Genomic DNA, 18,985 nt, shown 5'->3' on the forward strand with positions numbered 1-18,985 from the left:
TGTTACCTTAACGGGTAATAGTGCTATCGTTGCATTGTCCGGGAACAACCGGAAAAATGTCGCGTAAATGTATCAGATCCACATAGGCGATCTGTTCCGGTTAAAATTGGTGACGGGAGAAGGGGGTAGCCATCTCCGAGATACCGATCTAGGATGCACGCACAGAAAAAATTTAATTATATGAAAGTAGAATCGATTAAAATCGAAAACTTCAAACGATTTCAGGACCTAGAAATTTCATTCAAGAATAATATTCTGGACGAGGTGAGCGATCGCTATCTGATCCTCGGCGATAACGGAACAGGTAAAACGACCCTCTTACAGGCGATCGCCCTTCCTTTAGCCTTAGCAACTGGTCGGATTCGAGATGTAGCAGATTTTAACTGGATCGGTTTCCTTCCCGGTCGCCATTTTAGGTGGGGATCGCCAAAGATTGAGATGCAGATTTTATTTGAGGAGGAAGAATTAAAAACCACTTCTGAACTGGCAAAAAAATGGTACGATGCTCAACCTGACGAATTCAAAGAAATGCGGGAATTTGTCGAACCGGGAGATAGCCGGAGAGTGAGTCTTCTGTTAAACGGTGATTTTTGGAAAGCTGGAGATACTCCCGCAGAACGCGCCCAATTTAGAGGAAGATATTATGCTCAATGGTTTATCAATAGGAGAGAACAATCTGTCCGACATTATTTTGCCAAACTTCCCGGAGTTTTTTGGTTTGACCAGTTCAGGAACTTAGGTTCCCATTCCAAGCCAGACAGTAGCAGAGACAATCTCAACGAAAGTAGTAGTCAAGCATCCTTTGATGTGGGAGTCGGCATTTTACGACAATACCTGATTGATTGGCACAGAAACCAAGAATCAGGAATTGGCGATTATTCAAATAGTTATTTATTGCAGATAGAAAGACTTTATCAAAAAGTTTTTCCCGATCGCTCATTTGCTGGGATAGAAAAACTGCCCACTCAAAATGATCCGACAGGTTCAGAAACTTATTTTCTGCTGAATGATGGATATCGAACCTATGACGTTCAAGAAATGTCAGCCGGAGAACAGTCTGTTTTTCCTTTGTTATATGAATTTGTGAGGCAACAAATTGCTTATTCGGTGGTCTTAATCGATGAAATAGATTTGAACTTACATCCTCCGGCTGCTCAATATTTTGTATCCCAACTGATGAAAATTGAACCGACCTGTCAATTTATTATTACCACTCACTCTGACTCGGTGAGCAATGTTGTTGGAGAAAGTGAAACCTACCGTTTACCGGGAGGAACGCTGTGTCTGTAACCAATCTCTACTGCGAAGGAGGTCCTAAAAGCATTGATATTCGAGTCATTCGTCAGTTATTACCCAAATGTGAAATTCACCCTCTCGGTGGCAAAACTTCCAGCTTTCTGAGTAGTATTATCGCCGACCGTGACCGACAACCAAATTTAGCTTGTTTGGTCGATCATGATTTCGATTGTCAAGATTGGCCAATAACCAATGAACCCATTCGATGTGTATATGACCAAATATGGGTCGGTTGGGCGTGGGAGAGAAAAGAGATTGAAAACTATTTAATCGATCCGGTAGTCGTCCGAAAGGCATTAGGAAAGAAAGCACCATCAGACTCTGAGTATCAGAATGCTTTAGACCAAGCAGCCCAGAAAATTGCTGCATATTCGGCGGCAAGAACTGCTTTGGCTTGCGAAAAATTCAAGAATTTGTGGGGTGACAAAGTTCGACAAGGACATTCATTCCCGCCCAAACTCGGCGAAGATTACTGCGAAGTAAGGATAGCTGAAATTGTTAGAAAATATAAGGGCGAGAGAATTGTGTCAGAGAAAGATGTGCAAGGGAAATTCAGGGATTTACTTCCTAAATTCAAATCAGCAGGATCTCGTTTTCAAAATTATCTCCATTATTTTGCGGGGAAGGATTTACTCTACGCCATGAGAGACAAACTCGGTGATTGGGGATTTGAAGATAGTTCAAATAAAAAGCACCCAGAGGAAGTATTCATTGAAAGAGTTGTGACTAGAATTGAACGCACAGATGGGGTTTGGGAGTGGTTACCAGAATGGAAGAAACTCCGTCAGTTGATTGAGGAGACTGATTTTTCGGAAAGTTGAAATCAATTGGGGGAAATGGCGATCGCGAAAGTGTAGGTACATCAATGTAGTTGGATCTTAGGGGCGGCGGAAAGCTGCCCCTACTGATTTTTAGGGGAGTGTTTGCAGAAATTGTTTAATTTCTAGGTCGCCAGGATTAATTTCTAATGCCCTTTGGGCTGCATCTTTAGCCTCTTGGTCGCGGTTGAGTCGCAGATATGCGATCGCCTTACCTAACCAACTTTGAGAGTGGTTACTATCAAGATTAACAGCGCGATTATAGGCATTAAGGGCTTGTGCGTAACGTTGAATTGCCATAAAGATTTGACCCCTTAAAACCCAGGCTTCCCTTTGGTGAGAATTTTGATGGAGAGACTCATCTAGCCATGCGATCGCCTCTCCATAGTCTCCCAGGCGAAATAGGGCTTGGGCTTTAGCGGTGAAAGCGGGGGTAAAATCAGGTTTGATATTGATCACGCGAGCATAAGATCTCGCCGCCTCTGGGTAGTCATCTAGGTGATTCATTAAAATATTGCCGCGTAAATACCAAATCCCATAATCATCAGGTTGAATTTGTAGGAGGCGGTCAAAGGCTTGTAAGGCTTCCTCGTGGCGACCGAGAGACATTAATAGCGCCCCACGATCGCGCCATGCGGGATGAAAATTAGGTTGGAGTTGGGTAGCGCGATCATAGGATGCGATCGCCTCATCGTATTGACTCAGGGAGGATAACGCATTGGCGCGACCATACCAAGCCGGATAAAAATTAGACTGTATGTTAATCGCCCTTTCAAAGGCTTCTAAGGAGTCTCGCCATCTTTCGTGGCGATAAAGCTGATTTCCGCGATTGGTCCAGTCGATCGCGCTAAAGCGATCGCTAACTGGGGGAACCTGCATATAAGCCGAAATAGATTGTAATTGGCGGGGGGTAGGGGGGTCTGGTTGGCGATCGCTGATATTGAGGTTAAGGGGAATCCCTGATTGCAAAAATCGGTTGACGGGAATACCTGCACTGTAGCCTACTGTAACTCGATTGCTGGTTCCGGTGATCTGGTCTATGAGGATTTGACCTTCTGACATTCCATGAATACCAATTACCTGACCTTGGGTGTCTAAAATCGGCCCCCCACTCATACCTACCTGGGTGAAATTGGTATAAAATAGGTCATAACCACGGGTGGTGGGTTCTTTGACAAAGGCGAGTTTGTAGGCTTGGCTAATTAGTAACCCGGCGGTAAATAGGCGGGGCTGAAATTCTGGCCAGCCGGAAATGAAAATATGTCTGGATTCAGCATCATAATCATAATCGGCAATTTGCGCCAGAGGGTAGGTGCGATCGCTACTAAAGGCTAAAACTGCTAAGTCGATTCCCGGTAGTCTAATGACGCGATCGTAGTCTAGGGGGTATTTTTCGCCGTCATGGGTGATAATTATGTATTCATCGGGACTACGGACAACATGGTTAGCTGTCAGTACATAATACAGGTCTCCCTCACGGGCGATAATTACTCCTGAACCGGGGTTGATACCGTTGATCGAGACGGTGATTTTTTCACTTATGCGATCGATTTCTTCTGCCATTAGGGCGATCGCATTACTGACCGATAACAGGGTGATTACTCCGGCTGCTATGATAGCTTGCACCGGACGCAAACAATTTTTAACTAGACTCATGGCGCACCTATGGAAGTATTGACTGGGTAGGAGTCTGAACCTATCCCATTCCTTACTTCTGAGGATTTCGGATTGATCCGGTTGAGTTAGCAGTTATAGGGAACTCGCACTGTCGGGGGCAATTTCAACGCCTCCTTGCTGTACTATCTTTTGGCGATCGGTAATTAGATCGCTGAGGGTTTCAACATTCTTGATTCCCATATCATGACAAGCCTTTTTTAAGCTGCTAGTAAAGGCTTCTATATCTTCTCCATATCCACAATTGCGGGCGGCTTCCTCTAGTCCCTGTTTCGCACTGGATTTGGCACAATCTACTAGATCAGTTCCTTGTAATCTGGGGGGATTTGACATAACTATTGTATATATATTTGCACACCGTCTCAATTATAGCAAATTGTATCTGAATTATTATCTATCTGTGGGGGGATATTTTCTAACTAACTATGAAGACTAGGCTATGGCGGGTTAAGACCATGACCACAGCCAGTCTGGGAACTCGTGGCTATATCTAAAAATCAGTTAAGCTGTTATCGGTGAATGGTAAATCTTGATTAAGGTAGTTAATTTCCTGTTTTTCCATGTCATTAATGCGGTGAATATAGTTGCGGAGAATTTGAGAGAGACGACCATCATAAAAACGATGGAGACTGTAGTTAGGTCTGGCTGGAAAACCGCGACGCTGTTTATGTCGTCCTCCCGCCCCGGGGTCAAAGGATTGAATCCCATGATTAATCCCCCATTCAATAGGGGAATAATAACAAGCATTAAAGTGTAAACAATCGACATCTTGTAAACTTCCCCAATAGCGACCATATAGGCGATCGCCTTTAGTCAAACAGAATGACATCCCCATAGGTTGGCGATCGTCTAATTCAGTATATGCAGCTACAAAAACCACCCGGTGACGATAATCATGGTGTAACTGTTCAAAAAATTTCCGAGTCAGATATTTACTTCCCCACCAGCCAAATTTATCGCAGGTACTCGCATAAAAATCATACATCAGCGAAAACATAGATTTAGGGATATCATCACCCGTCAAAATCCGCATTTCCAGCCCCACTTTGTCTAAGGCTTTTCGTTCTCGTTTGATATTACGGCGTTGATTAGCATTAAATATTTTTAAGTAATCATCAAAACTATTATATCCTTGATTTTGCCAGATATAACTATGATGCAACCAAGGGGTAAATCCCTGTTTTTCCAGAGTAGACTGCCATTGACGATCTACATAAAGAAAATGGCAGCCCGAAATTTTATGGTTAATACAAAAGCGATCTATTTCATGCACCATTAACCCAGTAATTTCCTCCTCATCCTCCGAGGGTGCAATTAAAAATCGATAGCCTTCTGCTGGTGTAAAAGGTGACATCCCCAACATTTTGGGATAGTATTCAATCCCCAATTGATAAGCCAAATCAGCCCATTGGTGGTCAAAAACAAATTCACCGCGACTGTGACCTTTGAGATATAATGGTGCGGCCGCGACTAATTGAGAATCTCGCCACACTGTCAGATGATTGGGCAGCCAACCCGCCTGTCCCGTGGCACTACCAGAAGCCTCCAAATTATGCAGCCAGTCCCATTCAAAAAAGGGAGTTTTCAGGGGTTGGGCGAGTTGATCCCACTCCGACTGAGGGACTTCCGAAATTTGACTAATCCAAGCTACCGAATACGGCGATTGATTTGAGTGTAAGGTATTCATGCTGAAAATTAAAAGCGCTATGATATTCTAGCGATTTTAATCGGGAGCAAGAATTTAATCCAAGATTTGCTTTACATCTTAGGACAATAAGGTACAATACCCAAAAAGATTCGCAACTCAATAATGAATATACGGTCAAACCCCAGACCATGCCAAATTTCCCTGACGACATACTCATCAAGTTGGATTCTTCATGGTAAAATCCAATCATGCCTTACAAAGCTTTCCGGACAAAACTAAAACTCAATGACCGTCAAGCCACCTTGATGGCCAAACACGCGGGTTATGCTCGGTTCGTGTTTAATTGGGGATTACACTTATGGAGGTCAGCTTATGAAGAGGGACTCAAGCCTAATATCAACTCCATTAAAAAGGTTTTTACGAATTATGTGAAACCTCAATATCCTTGGATGTCCGAATTGTCTTCTAAAGTTTATCAATATGCCTTCATTAATCTAGGGGATGCCTTTAAGCGCTTCTTCAAGGGAATAAGCAGTTATCCTAAATTTAAGAAGAAAGGCTACCATGATAGCTTTACCCTTGACAATTCCGGAAAGCCATTCAATCTGTCAGGAACTCGCCATAAGCTGCCTTTTGTGGGCTGGGTTTCTACATTTGAGGCTCTACCCGAAAGTTGGGTTAAGAAAGTCACTATAACGCGCCAAGCAGGTGACTGGTATATGAGCTTTTTTGTAGAAACCACACCAGAAATCACACCGAAATTCCGAGAGAGAATCGGGGTAGACCTAGGAATTAACAATTTGGCGACTTGCTCCGATGGGACCCAATTCTCTAATCCCAAGGCTTATAAAGCAGCGACCAAAAAACTAGCTCGATTACAACGTCATTTAAGTCGCAAAGTCAAAGGCTCGAAAAATTGGGCCAAATGTCTCTTAAAAGTTCAAAAGCTACATCAAAGAGTAGCAAACATTCGGCGGGACACCATTCATAAAATAACTACTTTCTTGGCTAAGAACCACAGCCAAGTAGTCATTGAAGATTTGAATGTGTCAGGTATGCTGAAAAATCATGGTTTGGCGGGTTCTATCGCTGATGCTTCATTTTATGAGTTCCGTCGTCAACTAGGTTACAAGGCAGAACGTTATGGTTCAAAGTTGATTATTGCCGATAGATTTTATCCATCCAGTCAACTGTGTTCTAATTGCGGTTATCGTCAAAAAATGCCCCTAGTCCGTCGGACTTTTGAATGTCAGAACTGTGACCTGAAGATTGATAGAGATTTGAACGCCAGTATAAATTTAGAAAAATCGCCTGGTTCAGACGATTACACTTGTGGACGGGGTGCTGCCGACAGTCCCGGACGAAGCCAGAAATAAACGTCAATATCCGGCTATGTCCGGTTTTGTTTAAGTTTTATAGAGCAGACGAGGCAAAATGTGGATCAAAATCAATGTAATTCTGATCGGGGTTTCCCTGATTTATATGATTACTCCTTTGGCGATCGCTATTCTGGCGATCGGGTTGGCTAATGTCTTGGGGTGTTCCGCAACTGGTATGGATTTTCAATGTCCAGGGAACCCCGGGTTAGGACAGTTACTAACCACTATGGGAATGCTACATTGGTTCGGTATGTTTACTATCCCTTCTGGAGCTATTATCGCTATCATCTTGACTGTGGCTTTGAGTTTACAAATGTTTTTACCCAGGGTTATCCGTTAAATTAATGGAGGTGAAATCACAGCTTTTAATGGATTAGGTCGCGAATCATCGTTAACCTTTATAATTTGTGATGATGGACCACCTTCATATAGAATCTACTCTCCAGGATTTAAGGCTTTATGATATCCGAACAGATATCAATCAGCCGGGAAATGTGCTGGCTAAAATTTTTGAAAATGATGGCAGTCTTCCCGGCGTTCTACTGTATAATTTTGATGAGTTCGTGGGGATAATTTCTCAGCGACAATTCTGGCGTACCCTCAGCCGTCCCTATGGGAGAGAACTATTTTTGACCCGTCCTCTGCGGTCTATGTACCGTTTTTTAAGGATTCAACCTTTAATCTTACCTGCTAATGTTTTAATTGCTGAAGCCGCTGGTGCAGCCTTAAATCGTTCGACAGAAGAACTATATGAGCCGTTAGTGGTACAGATTAATCATGGCTATTTTAGATTGTTAGATACCCAACAGTTACTGATGGCTCAATTATATGTTCACCAAGTATCAATTGAACTGTTAAAAAAGACAGAAGCACAGCTACAAGAAACCAACCTGGAACTGCAAATGTTGGTAAATCTTGATCAGCTTACCCAAATCTCTAACCGTCGGAGATTTGATGATTTTCTACAGGTAGAATGGGAGAGACATTATCGAGTCAGACTTCCCATATCTTTAATTATGTTGGATATCGATTACTTTAAATACTATAATGATTATTATGGACATCAAACCGGGGATGATTGCTTAAAAAATGTCGCCCAAATTATCAATCAAAATGTTGAGCAGTCTAATGCTTTAGTGGCTCGTTATGGGGGGGAAGAGTTCGCGGTAGTATTACCTGAAACTGATTTGGAAATAGCGGAGGCGATCGCTGAAAAAATCCGTCTAGCAGTCCAGGATAAACAACTCCCTCATATTCAGTCAAAAGTCTCTCCCTATGTATCTCTAAGTTTAGGTGTCAGTAGTCAAGTCCCCACTTATTTAACCTCCACTAAAACTCTAATTGCTGCTGCTGATGCTGCTCTTTATCAAGCCAAACAACTAGGGAGAAATCGGGTTTTTAGCTTCACGAGCGAATTAGTTTAATCACAAAGCAACCGTTAGGGAGCCAGATGGGGGATATATAGGTGATAGAGCATGAGAAATTTTACCCATTATTTTTTGTGGGATAATCTGGGTAATTTTGTCAAGGGAATTGCCGAAATCTTTACAAATCTCAACAATAAATATAAGAATCATTGCATCCCATCATCAAATGGTTATTTAAGTGGCAGACTGAATCACTAGAGCCTGAATGTATCGTCTAGGAAAATAGGTGTTTTTACTCGGTACTGTCGATAAATTGGCAGATTGAGACTATCACCAGAACCCGTGATCAGTAATTATAAATAAGGGAGAAAATTGTATGAAATTAGCCTACTGGATGTATGCAGGACCTGCTCATATTGGGACACTCCGCATTGCTAGTTCTTTTCAGAATGTACACGCAATTATGCACGCTCCTTTGGGGGATGATTACTTTAATGTAATGCGGTCTATGTTAGAACGGGAAAGGGACTACACCCCAGTAACAGCTAGTATCGTCGATCGCCACGTCTTGGCGCGCGGTTCCCAGGAAAAAGTCGTTGATAATATTGTTCGTAAAGATCGGGAAGAAAACCCAGATTTAATTGTTTTGACCCCTACCTGTACCTCTAGTATTCTGCAAGAAGACTTGGCGAATTTTGTAGAACGCGCTCAGTTGGACGCTCAAGGGGATGTGATGTTAGCAGATGTTAATCACTATCGGGTTAATGAACTACAGGCGGCCGATCGCACCTTACAACAAATTGTCCAATTCTATACTGAAAAAGCCCGAAAAAAAGGGGATTTACCGGAAGGAAAAACGGCGCAACCTTCGGTTAATATTCTGGGAATGTCTACCCTAGGTTTCCATAATCAACATGATTGTACTGAATTAAAACGGTTAATGGCAGATTTGGGAATTCAGGTAAATGAGGTAATCCCGGAAGGCGCATCAGTTCATAACCTCAAAAATCTGTCTCGCGCTTGGTTTAACTTAGTTCCCTATCGGGAATTGGGAATGATGACGGCTGAATATTTACAGGCTGAATTGGGAACGCCTTATGTTGATATAACTCCTATGGGGGTGGTAGAAACTGCGCGGTGTATCCGCCAAATTCAAGAGTTGATTAATGCTCAAGGTGCTGGTGTGGATTATGAAGAATATATCAATAATCAAACTCTGTATGTTTCCCAGGCGGCTTGGTTCTCTCGTTCGATTGATTGCCAGAATTTAACTGGTAAAAAAGCGGTGGTGTTTGGGGATAATACCCACGCGGCAGCTATGACTAAAATTCTGGCGCGGGAAATGGGTATTCATGTGGTTTTGGCTGGAACTTATTGTAAGTATGATGCGGACTGGTTTAAACAGCAAGTTAGCGAATACTGTGATCAGGTTTTAATTAGTGATGATCATGGTGCGATCGCTGATGCGATCGCTCGTCTTGAACCTGCTGCTATTTTTGGTACTCAAATGGAACGCCACGTTGGGAAGCGTTTAAATATCCCTTGTGGTGTCATTGCTGCGCCTATTCATATCCAAAATTTCCCCATTGGATATAAGCCATTTTTAGGCTATGAGGGAACTAATCAGATTGCTGATTTGGTGTATAATTCCTTTACCTTGGGTATGGAAGATCACCTGTTGGAAATCTTCGGTGGTCATGATACCAAGGAAGTGATTACTAAGGGAATTTCCGCTGATTCTGATTTGAGTTGGTCTAAAGATGCTCAGGCGGAATTAAATAAGGTTCCCGGTTTTGTGCGGGGTAAGGTCAAGCGCAACACGGAGAAATTCGCCCGCGATCGCGGTTTCCAAGAAATTACCTTAGAAGTCATGTATGCGGCTAAAGAGTCCGTTGGTGCTTAGTAATATATCAGCCAATTCCCCCTAGGTTACACTCCTCACCAGAAACCAATCTATTTAGTCTATGATTTTAGTCTACAATGGAGGTTGAGATACTGGTGGGGAATTTTCATGAGTTTTACGTGAGGGGTTGACCGGACGGAAAGCAACTCTCACCAACTCTCCGGGGTGAAAGACTCTTCCCCATTGGTATGAGGAAAATGCTAGACTAGCATTAACACAAATTAACCAAGGTCATGGAGAGTTATGAAAATTATAACACCATTGGTAGGATTGGCGCTAGTGTTATTGGGGATTTATTTTCTCGGTCAGAATATCATAGTCGCTACTAGGTTGTCACTCAATTTGTTCGGAAGTATGTCAACCGCTGGGAGTGTTTTGTTGATGGTTTCTGGTTTGGTGGCTTTGATCTCTTTTCCTAGGGAAACTGGAAATTTGGGTTGGATACTGCTATCGCTGGGAATTATCTTGGTATTTCTACACGCCAGAATTATACTGCGTCCTAGCAGTTTATTGACATTTTTGTTGTCTATAAGTTCAATTTTGGTGGGTTGTAATTTACTGAAAACCAGAACTACTAGATTTTGAGCGGGACAATTGATGACTTTTTCAAAGGGTATCAAATACTCTGCTAAGGGGGAATTATTTATCTAATTTGGCGGTTGATTTCATCAATTTTGGCGAGAAAATAATCCTCTTTGTGTTGGAGTTGTTGGGCGAGTTGTAAGGCTCTTTGAAATGCTTGTAATGCTTGGGGATATGCTTGTTTTTGCCGATGGATTTCTCCTATACTATCATAGGTGTTCATCATGGAAAAAAAATTGAAGGAACGTTGATTAACCAGTAGTTTAGCTTGATATAATTCTAAGGCGGTTTCAGTTTGATTTTGTTCCATATAAAGTTGCGCTAATCGCGCGAGGGCGATACTAGCATTCTCAAATTGTTGGATATTTATGGCAAACTGATAGGCTTGTTGATAGGCTTGACCAGCTTGTTGGAATTGACCGAGTTGTTCATGGTTGGTGGCGATCGCTATTTTGAGGTCGGGAATCGGCCCTAAATTGGACTGTCCAAGATGATATTCAACCAGTTGATCACGAGTGGCGATCGCTTCTAAAAATTCCCTCATTTGTTCATAAATAAATGCTAAATTTCGGAGAGATTGTAATCGCGAAGGTGGGGGGTTTCCGTTGGCTATGGGTGGTGGTGGTGGCGGTAGTTCTCCCCGTTGGCGCAGGTTTTCGATCTGTTGTTGAGTTCGCAGTAATTCTCGGTAAGCCGCCGCTGCTTGGGGATAGTCTAACCAGTTAAGATAAATCACAGCGATCGCATTTAACCATCCTTCTTTTTGCCAGATATTATCTTCTGCATAAATTTCTAACAGCCTCTGATATGCTTGGATTCCATAATCTTTGGCGCGGACTGTTTGAAAGGCATTTCCTAGGGCTTCTAAAATAGTCTGATCGGGGCTGTTGAGGAGAATTTGATGGAGGCGATCCGTAATAAATTCCAAGTAGAGACGCTGACCATTTTCCCAGGAAATTAACCCGACTCTTTCTAGGGCGGCGATTTCTTCCAAAGGTCCGAAATAGCGACGTAAGCGCAGTTCCCTAGTCCATAATTCAAAAGCAGCGATCGCATTTCCCGCCGCCAGGAGAGCCGTGGCTTCCGCGTTCAGGCGATCGAGTTCAGGGGCGAGGGTTTCTTGTTCACTTTCACTGAGGATATTTCCGTCTCTGGGGGGGTTAGGTAATAAAGGGTCAGGTTCTTGACTCAGCAGGGGGTTAGGCGCAAAGGGATCGAGAACTCCTAGATCTACTTCTTCCGACTGATTTTGGGCGGCGGCGGAAAGGGTGGGAAAATGGAATCCTACCCCTATTAACATTAAGGCGATCGCACTAATTTTAATGCTATTAAAAATTGGTCTTACCATAGAATATTTGTCAAGGGTCCAGTTGATGGGTTGAATATGATCCGCAATTATAGCAATTTTTCCCCATAGTGACAGAGGATAATCGTGGGGTGGTCAACCGGAATCCTCTAACTATTGGTCTTCTGCTGGTTTTTTGCCACTGATTTGGGCTGGCGTTTCGGGAATAAATATGCTATAATTACATCCCATTAATAATCAATCAAAAATTGAGAAAATCTCCCCAGATATCACCCCCGTTATCTACTAATTTAGCTAGAATGGATCAATAGCTATTTTGCGGAGTTTTCGCCATGCAGACTATCTCCAATCATAATCAAAAGTGCTTAACCGCTGGGATGCTACGTCGCGTCCATCATATCGCCTTAAATGTTGCTGATATCCGGGCTTCTCGTCAATTTTATGGCAAAGTCCTGGGACTCCATGAACTAACCGGGGATGAGGTTCCCAGCACCCTCAAATCATTAGTTGCAGCCGGAAAAGTAGCCAACTTTGTCACCGGAGATGGCACAGTGATTGATTTATTTTCGGAACCTAACCTACAACCTCCCCACCCTGACCCGACCCATGAGTTTACTGGGGCCAATCATTTGGCTTTTGATATTGATCCGACTCTCTTTGATACGGCTGTTGAGGCTTTACAGAATCATAATGTCGCGATCGCCAGAGGACCTATCAGCCGCCCCACAGGTCGCGGTATCTACTTGTATGACCCCGATGGATTTATGATAGAGATCCGTTGCGATCGCCTTCCCGGTCAGGCTTAATGAAAATGACCAGACTCCTGACGGGGACTGGTCACGCTAAATAAGGATACCGTTGTTGTTGTGATTTGAGGATACCCGAGCTGGGCGTTCCGCCTTCAGTAGCGGGTATAAATTCTCAAACCTCTCCATTGCATTGTAACAAAAAGCACAACATTTTTTAAAAAAATTAACTTTTTAGCCATCTAGCCCCAAAAGGGCGATCGCCTGTTGAGGTACACCCCATAAAACCTGTTCATTTTTATAGATAACCATTCCCGGTTTCGCCCCCTTGGGTTTATAAACATATTTCGGCTGGGTGTAAATGACGGGGACCTGTTCACTCTGACGCGCGCGGCTATAATAGGCCGTGATATTAGCCGTAAACTGCAAATCATTATCATCAGGAACCTGTCCCGCTGGTAGCCTTAATAAAGCATGGCTTCCAGGAATTTCCTGGGTATGAAACCATAAATCATAGTCCGTGGCTACCCGAAATGTGAGGCGATCGTTTTGTTGATTATTCCGACCTACTAATAACTCAAAACCACCAGGGGTTACATACCGATAAAATTCCGTTTCTGTTCCTAAGTTTTGGGGGCGATAGTCGGGAATTGTTAGATATCCTTCCTCGATTAATTCCCCTCGAATTTCTGTCAGGGTTTGCAAATCTCCCGGTTTTCTATAATTAGCAACTTGATATAGGGCTGCTTCTACTTGTTCCAGATAGTTGATTTCTTCCCGGACAGCTTCAATTAGTGGAGCGATCGCCATGCGGGCGCGTTTCATTTTCTGATGGCGTTTATAGAGACTTTGGGCATTTTGCACCGCATTTTTTTCCGGTTCTAGGGGAATTTTTACAGGTGCAGATGTTTCAAAATCAGCGAGGGTGATTGATTTCATTCCCGGCTGCCACTCATGTAAACTAGCCATTAATAAGTCCGCTTGACTACGATATAAATCCGCTTTTTCTGACTGTTGTAGGCGCTGGTTAAATTCCGCTAACTTTACCCCCAATTTCTTTAGGAGTGTCTGCAATTTTTGGCTGATTTGATGCTGTAATTGTCTGAACTCCTGACCGTTTAATTCCTGGGTGTAATACTCATTGAGAAGTTCCTGCACATTCGCCGGACTTTCCCCTATCTTTCCCCAACCCATGACGCTGTAACCTGTGGCTGTCCAAACCGGTTCAAATTTACCAGTTTCTAACGCTGTTAACCACTGTCGCCACTGCTGGAATAGTTTTTCCCATTCTTCATTGCTTAGACTGTCCGTAGTGCGATCGCTTTCCAAATTCGCCGCCGCCATTAAACCCACTGCTAAAGTCGAACTTAAACCTCGATAGCTTTTCATTAATTGTCGTTTCAGCAAATCGGGAATTAAACTAACTCTTTCTTGCCACTTTTCTAGGGGTTCTTCTAGCTTAGGAATGGGGTCAGTCAGACCGGGCGGTAATTCATAGCGATCGCCTGTTTGGATCGGACGCACACTAGACTGTTGAGAACTCACTTGGTGCGCCGCCGTCACAATTAAGTTATCTTTTCCCGTTAAAATAACATTGCTATATTTCGTCATTATTTCTACATACAAATGCCAGAGCGCCGCTTCTCCCGGACGCTTCGCAAATTGCAGGTCTAAAACCCTTTCCCAGGGCGCAACTTCCGCAATGTCTACTAAAGCCAAACCACTCAGTTGGTGTCGCAATTGGTCGCTAAATGTGAACGTATCAGCAACCCGTGGCGGCGGCGTAGAAATACAAATTCGTGCCGCTTGGGGATGCCAAGAAATGTCTAACCAGCCCCTACCCTTCAGCGTTCGTAGGGCGAGAGAAATAGTAAAGCGATCGCGCTGATACACCTGTTCAAGTCTTGCTGGTAACCAGTTAGACCGCAATTCACAACAAGACCCTATCAGCGTGGTATAATCTACGGGTTGCATCTTAACAGTTATTAGTCTTTAGATATTTTAGCAGTCTCAATAACAGGATTATTAATTTTGGCTTATATATGCCGCCACATTTTCCCATGATTTCATCATAAGTCAAGTTCCGGGATTTGTCAATAGTAAATCATCTCAATTAACTACTAACTTTTACTCTAGCAGATTTCTTAGGCAAGCACATTCTCAAGCCCCCTCCCCCGGGAGGAGTTGGGGGTGATGGCTGTACCCCCCGTCAATGAAAACCCCCCCATTATTCCTGATGTATTTTATCAGGGTTGTGATCAGTTATTTACTTGATTAACGTAAATCCCCAAATTGCTCGCGATATTGATTTAATAATGCTGCCAATTCATCCGCCCGTTGTTTTTCCGCTTCCGCCCGTTGTTCAGCTTCTATTCTAGCCAAAGTAGCCTCTTGCAAAGCCTCGTATGCCTCATCAGGAATTAGCAATTTTTGTCCGTTATCTTCTCGGGAAAACTCGATTATTTTCCCGGCAACTTGTAAACGCAAACCCAGAGTTGCACTGCGGTTATCCGTAATTAATTGGTAACTATCTCCCACTAAACGATAACCCCGTAATTGTTCAGTTATCCACTCCCCTTTCGGGTCAAATAACCAGTATTCTTTCACCTCCAAACTTTCATAGAGATTTTTCTTAACCGTTTGGTCCTGTTCTTTTGTACTCGGAGAAGTCATCTCAAAAATGACAACCGGAACCTGTCCCTCTTCCCAAATTTTATAGTTATCTCTTCCCCCCGGTTCCACATCAAAAATCACCATCACATCAGGGGCTACTCGCAACTTAGGGAAACCCGCCGCATAATACATAAATTGGTCAGCCAAAACCGTCGCTTTTCGGTTTTTTAGGTATTCTTTCAGAACTAGCATAGTCGCCATTATGGCGTAAACGTGATCATAAGTTTCTGCCAAGGGTTCTCCGTCCTCACTCGGATAAAAAACATCAGTTTTATGGGTCAGGGTGTCAACTGCTATCATAATTCCTAACTCCGCATTACACTGATATATATTATACACCCCACCCTAGACTAACTTGGCTGATATAGGCTTGACCGAAATAACTAGATGTTATTCAAACCAGATTCTGTGGTGAATTAACAACAGCAACCCACCCCAGAACCTCAATCAGGTTAGTTATCGTCTAACAATGTTTTAATTAACTTTTCCACCCGGTCTCGAACTTCCTCCCTAACCCTGGGAAAAATCTCCGGCTTTTCCGCTGGGTCGTCTAATTGCCAATCCTCAAATATCTCTCGTGTTAGCCATTCTTCTGGCAAATTCACACCGCAACCACAGAGGGAAATTACCGCGTCATAATCTTCGGGTTTAAATTCACTTAAAGCATTAGAGGTTTGCTTGCTAATATCAATACCCACATCGTCCATTGCTTTGATAGCATAAGGGTTAACTTCGCTGCTTTCCAATCCCGAACTGGTCACAGCTATTTTATCTTTTCCGATTACCTTAGCAAACCCCTCAGCCATTTGGGAACGGGAGGAATTTTTTTTGCAAACAAACATGACTTTTTTCATGGTTTCTCCAGATTTTTAAGGTATAACTAAAGTGCTTTTTGTGCAGTTTCAATAACTGCTTTTTTGGCGATTTCCTGGCGTTCACTGTGGCGGTCAGTCAAGTAATCGACCTGATCCCGCAACAGTAGGGTAAATTTATAGAGTTCCTCCATGACATCAATAACCCGATCGCGATAAGGTGAATCTTTCATAGTTCCATCCTCATTAAACTCCTGATAAGCCTTAGCAACTGAGGATTGATTGGGAATGGTAAACATTCGCATCCAACGCCCCAAAATTCGCATGGTATTCACCGCATTAAAAGACTGGGAACCTCCGCTAACTTGCATCACCGCTAGAGTTTTACCCTGAGTAGGTCTAACCGCACCAATACTCAAAGGTATCCAGTCAATTTGGTTTTTCAGAATACCAGTAATATTACCGTGCATTTCTGGGGATGACCAAACTTGACCTTCTGACCATTGACTAAGTTCGCGCAATTTTTGAACTTCTGGGTGAGACTCATCAAAGCGATCGCGCAAGGGTAAATCATGGGGATGAAAAAAACGCACTTCCGCACCCATATCAGTAATAATTCTAGCGGCTTCTTCTGCTAGTAACCGACTGTAAGATCGCTTTCTTAATGAACCATACAAAAACAGGATTCTGGGAGGATGGTCAAAATTAGTCATGATTGAATTAGCAGTTTAAACAACGGGGGTCTAGCAGTGTAGCTTTTTCCGGTTCTCGCGGAAACCAAAAAGCCGTTTTTTGGCAAAACTTCACCAACATTAACATCACCGGAACCTCAATTAATACCCCCACCACAGTTGCTAAAGCCGCTCCAGAATTTAAACCAAACAGTGTCACCGCCGTAGCGATCGCTACTTCAAAATGATTACTCGCGCCAATTAAAGAAGCTGGCGCAGCATCCTCATAGGATAGCTTCATTTTCAAAGCCGCCACATAGGTAATCAAAAAGATAAAATTGGTTTGCAGAAATAGTGGCACAGCAATTAACAGAATATGCAGGGGATTTTCCACAATTAAATCACCCTTAAAAGCAAACAGCAAAATCAGGGTAATTAATAAAGCCGCCGTAGCCACAGGACTTAAATATTTCAGGAACTCTCTTTCAAACCAAGCCTTTCCTTTATACTGAAAAATCAAATAGCGAGTATACATCCCCGCCGCCAGTGGCAAACCCACATAAATCAGGACTGATAATAAAATAGTTTGCCAAGGTACAGTTAAGTTATTTGCCGACAGCAACCACCGTCCCAATGGTGCGTATAAAAACAGCATCATCAGCGAATTAACCGCCACCATAACCAGGGTAAGTCCTTGGTTGCTGTAGGAGAGATAACCCCACATTAAAACCATGGCTGTACAGGGGGCAATTCCCAATAAAATAGTCCCGGCAATATAGGAATCAGCTATGGGAATTTCTGCCCCTCTTAATATCTCAGTTCCGGCGATAATTGGTCGAAATAACCACCCCAGAAAAAATAGAGAAAAAGCCACCATGGTAAACGGTTTAATTAGCCAATTTATCACCAGAGTTAATAGCACTGGCTTAGGTGCTTTAGCCGCATTCACCGCCTGGGTAAAGTCAATTTTTACCATGATGGGATACATCATGAAAAACAGACAAATGGCGATAGGAATTGACACCTGATAGATACTCATTGAATCCAGGGTTACTGCCACATCTGGAAACAATCGACCCAGGACAATACCTGCTATAATACAGAGAATCACCCATACAGTGAGGTACTTTTCAAAAACGTTTAATTTACCCCCTGCTTGTACGGCTGATTTATTGACTTTTGGCGAATCATTACTCATGTTAAATCCTGACTATTAGGACTTGCTTTAATCCCCATATCTAAGTTGAGGGACTAAATACATACCCCACGGGGACCCGGAAACCTAATTAATCAGGCCCCTAGTCCCGGTCAAGTTGGGTATAGTATCTATTATTTCAAAAAAAATTGATATGTCAAGTAGGCAGAATATATATAATCTGGCAGAATTGACTGAGAGCATATTGGCTAAAACCATCTATGGCAAGTCAATACAGACAATTGTGGTATAGCAATTTTGAGCAATAAGCGGTTTAATTGCGATTATGGTAATCTATAAAAATCAAAAAATATTGATATTGTCCTCTTCCCAGAGATGGCTAGTGGAGACTTGGGTTTTACCATTAGCCCCAGAGTCAGATTAGGAATAGAGGCGAAGCGTTTACTTTAGCCTTGGAATTGTAGCAGTTCAGATTGGTATCCAGGGACTTGATGCGATCGCTTTTTTGTCCTAGCTGGGAATTTGTACTTATATTGTCCATTTTCCCAGTAGGTTGTCCCCAATTGGGCCAGTCTGATTAATTACTCCTTGGCTTTTCCTCTGGGATGGTTAATCCGGCCAGTGCGATCGCTTAATCCTGTTGGGTACTGCCTATATTGATTTAGGATTGTGTAAATCAGCTTCATTAGTTCGTTGTCTCTGGAGTTAACCTCTGATATCAGTTTCTGGTTTTTCTTCATTAACTGCCAGACTAAAAAAAACTGTAATGCCATCAGTTCCTAGTTTGACTATATCTGGTAATACGTTAGAATCCATCGTTGTTGATTTCGTTGTCTTTTAGGTATTGCACAGTGAGGAATGATTAAGAGAACGGAGGAAGTTGTCCATGCTTCAAATAATAGATAAGTAAGCGAATTGATTTGTACAACATCTCAGTGGACTTGGAATCACACA

The 18,985-nt window shown here is 42.8% G+C and carries 17 protein-coding genes and 3 pseudogenes; 9 read left to right on the plus strand and 11 right to left on the minus strand.

Annotated features, from left to right (window positions below; translation table 11 throughout):
• The 3 genes and pseudogenes from ACTIE0_RS16590 to ACTIE0_RS16600 all read left to right on the plus strand — a co-directional run.
• Positions 1 to 67: pseudogene (locus ACTIE0_RS16590) on the plus strand (zinc ribbon domain-containing protein); the annotation flags it as partial.
• A 113-nt stretch (positions 68 to 180) separates the two neighbouring features.
• Positions 181 to 1,290 (plus strand): AAA family ATPase, encoded by a 1,110-nt coding sequence (locus ACTIE0_RS16595; protein ID WP_187758587.1) that lies wholly within the window; start codon positions 181 to 183, stop codon positions 1,288 to 1,290.
• Positions 1,281 to 2,117, plus strand: a complete 837-nt coding sequence (locus ACTIE0_RS16600; protein ID WP_006670462.1) for a hypothetical protein — start codon at positions 1,281 to 1,283, stop codon at positions 2,115 to 2,117. The genes ACTIE0_RS16595 and ACTIE0_RS16600 overlap by 10 nt, the downstream gene beginning before the upstream one ends.
• Before the next feature lie 90 nt (positions 2,118 to 2,207).
• Here ACTIE0_RS16600 and ACTIE0_RS16605 read toward each other — a convergent pair whose 3' ends face one another.
• The 3 genes from ACTIE0_RS16605 to ACTIE0_RS16615 all read right to left on the minus strand — a co-directional run bounded on the left by ACTIE0_RS16605 (position 2,208) and on the right by ACTIE0_RS16615 (position 5,475).
• Positions 2,208 to 3,770, minus strand: coding sequence for a tetratricopeptide repeat-containing S1 family peptidase (locus ACTIE0_RS16605; RefSeq protein ID WP_006670463.1), 1,563 nt, complete (start codon positions 3,768 to 3,770; stop codon positions 2,208 to 2,210).
• A 93-nt stretch (positions 3,771 to 3,863) separates the two neighbouring features.
• Positions 3,864 to 4,121, minus strand: a complete 258-nt coding sequence (locus ACTIE0_RS16610) for a hypothetical protein (protein ID WP_006625283.1) — start codon at positions 4,119 to 4,121, stop codon at positions 3,864 to 3,866.
• Positions 4,122 to 4,278: 157 nt separating this feature from the next.
• Complete coding sequence (locus tag ACTIE0_RS16615; protein ID WP_006670464.1) at positions 4,279 to 5,475, minus strand: GNAT family N-acetyltransferase; 1,197 nt, start codon at positions 5,473 to 5,475, stop codon at positions 4,279 to 4,281.
• 209 nt (positions 5,476 to 5,684) lie between these two features.
• On the opposite strand from ACTIE0_RS16615, the gene ACTIE0_RS16620 reads away from it, so the two are divergent.
• From ACTIE0_RS16620 to ACTIE0_RS16640, 5 genes are all read left to right on the plus strand, one after another.
• Positions 5,685 to 6,812: an RNA-guided endonuclease InsQ/TnpB family protein gene (locus ACTIE0_RS16620; RefSeq protein WP_439516938.1), complete on the plus strand. Its 1,128-nt coding sequence runs from the start codon at positions 5,685 to 5,687 to the stop codon at positions 6,810 to 6,812.
• Between the two features lie 58 nt (positions 6,813 to 6,870).
• On the plus strand, positions 6,871 to 7,155 hold the full coding sequence (locus ACTIE0_RS16625; protein ID WP_006670227.1) for a hypothetical protein: 285 nt from the start codon (positions 6,871 to 6,873) through the stop codon (positions 7,153 to 7,155).
• Positions 7,156 to 7,225: 70 nt separating this feature from the next.
• A complete protein-coding gene (locus ACTIE0_RS16630) occupies positions 7,226 to 8,239 on the plus strand; it encodes a GGDEF domain-containing protein (protein WP_006670228.1) in 1,014 nt (337 codons plus the stop codon).
• A gap of 319 nt (positions 8,240 to 8,558) precedes the next feature.
• Positions 8,559 to 10,085, plus strand: a complete 1,527-nt coding sequence (gene bchB / locus ACTIE0_RS16635; protein ID WP_006670229.1) for a ferredoxin:protochlorophyllide reductase (ATP-dependent) subunit B — start codon at positions 8,559 to 8,561, stop codon at positions 10,083 to 10,085.
• 243 nt (positions 10,086 to 10,328) lie between these two features.
• The gene (locus ACTIE0_RS16640; RefSeq protein ID WP_006618245.1) at positions 10,329 to 10,670 is read left to right on the plus strand and encodes a hypothetical protein; all 342 of its coding nucleotides are present in this window, start codon (positions 10,329 to 10,331) and stop codon (positions 10,668 to 10,670) included.
• Between the two features lie 58 nt (positions 10,671 to 10,728).
• Here the strand turns inward: ACTIE0_RS16640 and ACTIE0_RS16645 are convergent, their stop codons facing one another.
• Entirely contained in the window at positions 10,729 to 12,015 is a 1,287-nt protein-coding gene (locus tag ACTIE0_RS16645; RefSeq protein WP_006670230.1) for a tetratricopeptide repeat protein, read from the minus strand.
• 290 nt (positions 12,016 to 12,305) lie between these two features.
• Here ACTIE0_RS16645 and ACTIE0_RS16650 point away from each other — a divergent pair, with 290 nt between their 5' ends.
• Complete coding sequence (locus ACTIE0_RS16650) at positions 12,306 to 12,779, plus strand: VOC family protein (protein ID WP_006623285.1); 474 nt, start codon at positions 12,306 to 12,308, stop codon at positions 12,777 to 12,779.
• Positions 12,780 to 12,953: 174 nt separating this feature from the next.
• On the opposite strand, the gene ACTIE0_RS16655 is transcribed toward ACTIE0_RS16650, so the two are convergent.
• From ACTIE0_RS16655 to ACTIE0_RS16685, 7 genes and pseudogenes are all read right to left on the minus strand, one after another.
• Positions 12,954 to 14,693, minus strand: a complete 1,740-nt coding sequence (locus ACTIE0_RS16655) for an Rqc2 family fibronectin-binding protein (RefSeq protein ID WP_006623284.1) — start codon at positions 14,691 to 14,693, stop codon at positions 12,954 to 12,956.
• 300 nt (positions 14,694 to 14,993) lie between these two features.
• Positions 14,994 to 15,692 carry a Uma2 family endonuclease gene (locus ACTIE0_RS16660; RefSeq protein ID WP_046318558.1) on the minus strand — a complete coding sequence of 233 codons (699 nt, stop codon included), beginning with the start codon at positions 15,690 to 15,692 and terminating at the stop codon, positions 14,994 to 14,996.
• Positions 15,693 to 15,844: 152 nt separating this feature from the next.
• Positions 15,845 to 16,246: an arsenate reductase, glutathione/glutaredoxin type gene (arsC, locus tag ACTIE0_RS16665; RefSeq protein WP_006623281.1), complete on the minus strand. Its 402-nt coding sequence runs from the start codon at positions 16,244 to 16,246 to the stop codon at positions 15,845 to 15,847.
• A 26-nt stretch (positions 16,247 to 16,272) separates the two neighbouring features.
• Positions 16,273 to 16,917, minus strand: coding sequence for an arsenical resistance protein ArsH (arsH, locus tag ACTIE0_RS16670; RefSeq protein WP_008054310.1), 645 nt, complete (start codon positions 16,915 to 16,917; stop codon positions 16,273 to 16,275).
• A 7-nt stretch (positions 16,918 to 16,924) separates the two neighbouring features.
• The gene (gene arsB, locus ACTIE0_RS16675; protein WP_008054309.1) at positions 16,925 to 18,073 is read right to left on the minus strand and encodes an ACR3 family arsenite efflux transporter; all 1,149 of its coding nucleotides are present in this window, start codon (positions 18,071 to 18,073) and stop codon (positions 16,925 to 16,927) included.
• A 539-nt stretch (positions 18,074 to 18,612) separates the two neighbouring features.
• Positions 18,613 to 18,847: pseudogene (locus tag ACTIE0_RS16680) on the minus strand (hypothetical protein).
• Positions 18,848 to 18,893: 46 nt separating this feature from the next.
• Positions 18,894 to 18,985: pseudogene (locus tag ACTIE0_RS16685) on the minus strand (IS1 family transposase); the annotation flags it as partial.

Origin of the sequence: Limnospira sp., from assembly GCF_051859755.1 — a bacterium.
In the GTDB taxonomy this organism is placed as follows: Bacteria; Cyanobacteriota; Cyanobacteriia; order Cyanobacteriales; family Microcoleaceae; genus Limnospira; species Limnospira fusiformis.

Coding starts and splice junctions, on each gene's coding strand:
- arsC (WP_006623281.1), bottom strand. CDS start 16,246: ATGAAAAAAGTCATGTTTGTTTGCAAAAAAAATTCCTCCCGTTCCCAA.
- ACTIE0_RS16640 (WP_006618245.1), top strand. CDS start 10,329: ATGAAAATTATAACACCATTGGTAGGATTGGCGCTAGTGTTATTGGGG.
- ACTIE0_RS16660 (WP_046318558.1), bottom strand. CDS start 15,692: ATGATAGCAGTTGACACCCTGACCCATAAAACTGATGTTTTTTATCCG.
- ACTIE0_RS16645 (WP_006670230.1), bottom strand. CDS start 12,015: ATGGTAAGACCAATTTTTAATAGCATTAAAATTAGTGCGATCGCCTTA.
- ACTIE0_RS16655 (WP_006623284.1), bottom strand. CDS start 14,693: ATGCAACCCGTAGATTATACCACGCTGATAGGGTCTTGTTGTGAATTG.
- ACTIE0_RS16615 (WP_006670464.1), bottom strand. CDS start 5,475: ATGAATACCTTACACTCAAATCAATCGCCGTATTCGGTAGCTTGGATT.
- ACTIE0_RS16610 (WP_006625283.1), bottom strand. CDS start 4,121: ATGTCAAATCCCCCCAGATTACAAGGAACTGATCTAGTAGATTGTGCC.
- arsB (WP_008054309.1), bottom strand. CDS start 18,073: ATGAGTAATGATTCGCCAAAAGTCAATAAATCAGCCGTACAAGCAGGG.
- ACTIE0_RS16625 (WP_006670227.1), top strand. CDS start 6,871: ATGTGGATCAAAATCAATGTAATTCTGATCGGGGTTTCCCTGATTTAT.
- bchB (WP_006670229.1), top strand. CDS start 8,559: ATGAAATTAGCCTACTGGATGTATGCAGGACCTGCTCATATTGGGACA.
- ACTIE0_RS16630 (WP_006670228.1), top strand. CDS start 7,226: ATGATGGACCACCTTCATATAGAATCTACTCTCCAGGATTTAAGGCTT.
- ACTIE0_RS16595 (WP_187758587.1), top strand. CDS start 181: ATGAAAGTAGAATCGATTAAAATCGAAAACTTCAAACGATTTCAGGAC.
- ACTIE0_RS16650 (WP_006623285.1), top strand. CDS start 12,306: ATGCAGACTATCTCCAATCATAATCAAAAGTGCTTAACCGCTGGGATG.
- ACTIE0_RS16605 (WP_006670463.1), bottom strand. CDS start 3,770: ATGAGTCTAGTTAAAAATTGTTTGCGTCCGGTGCAAGCTATCATAGCA.
- ACTIE0_RS16620 (WP_439516938.1), top strand. CDS start 5,685: ATGCCTTACAAAGCTTTCCGGACAAAACTAAAACTCAATGACCGTCAA.
- arsH (WP_008054310.1), bottom strand. CDS start 16,917: ATGACTAATTTTGACCATCCTCCCAGAATCCTGTTTTTGTATGGTTCA.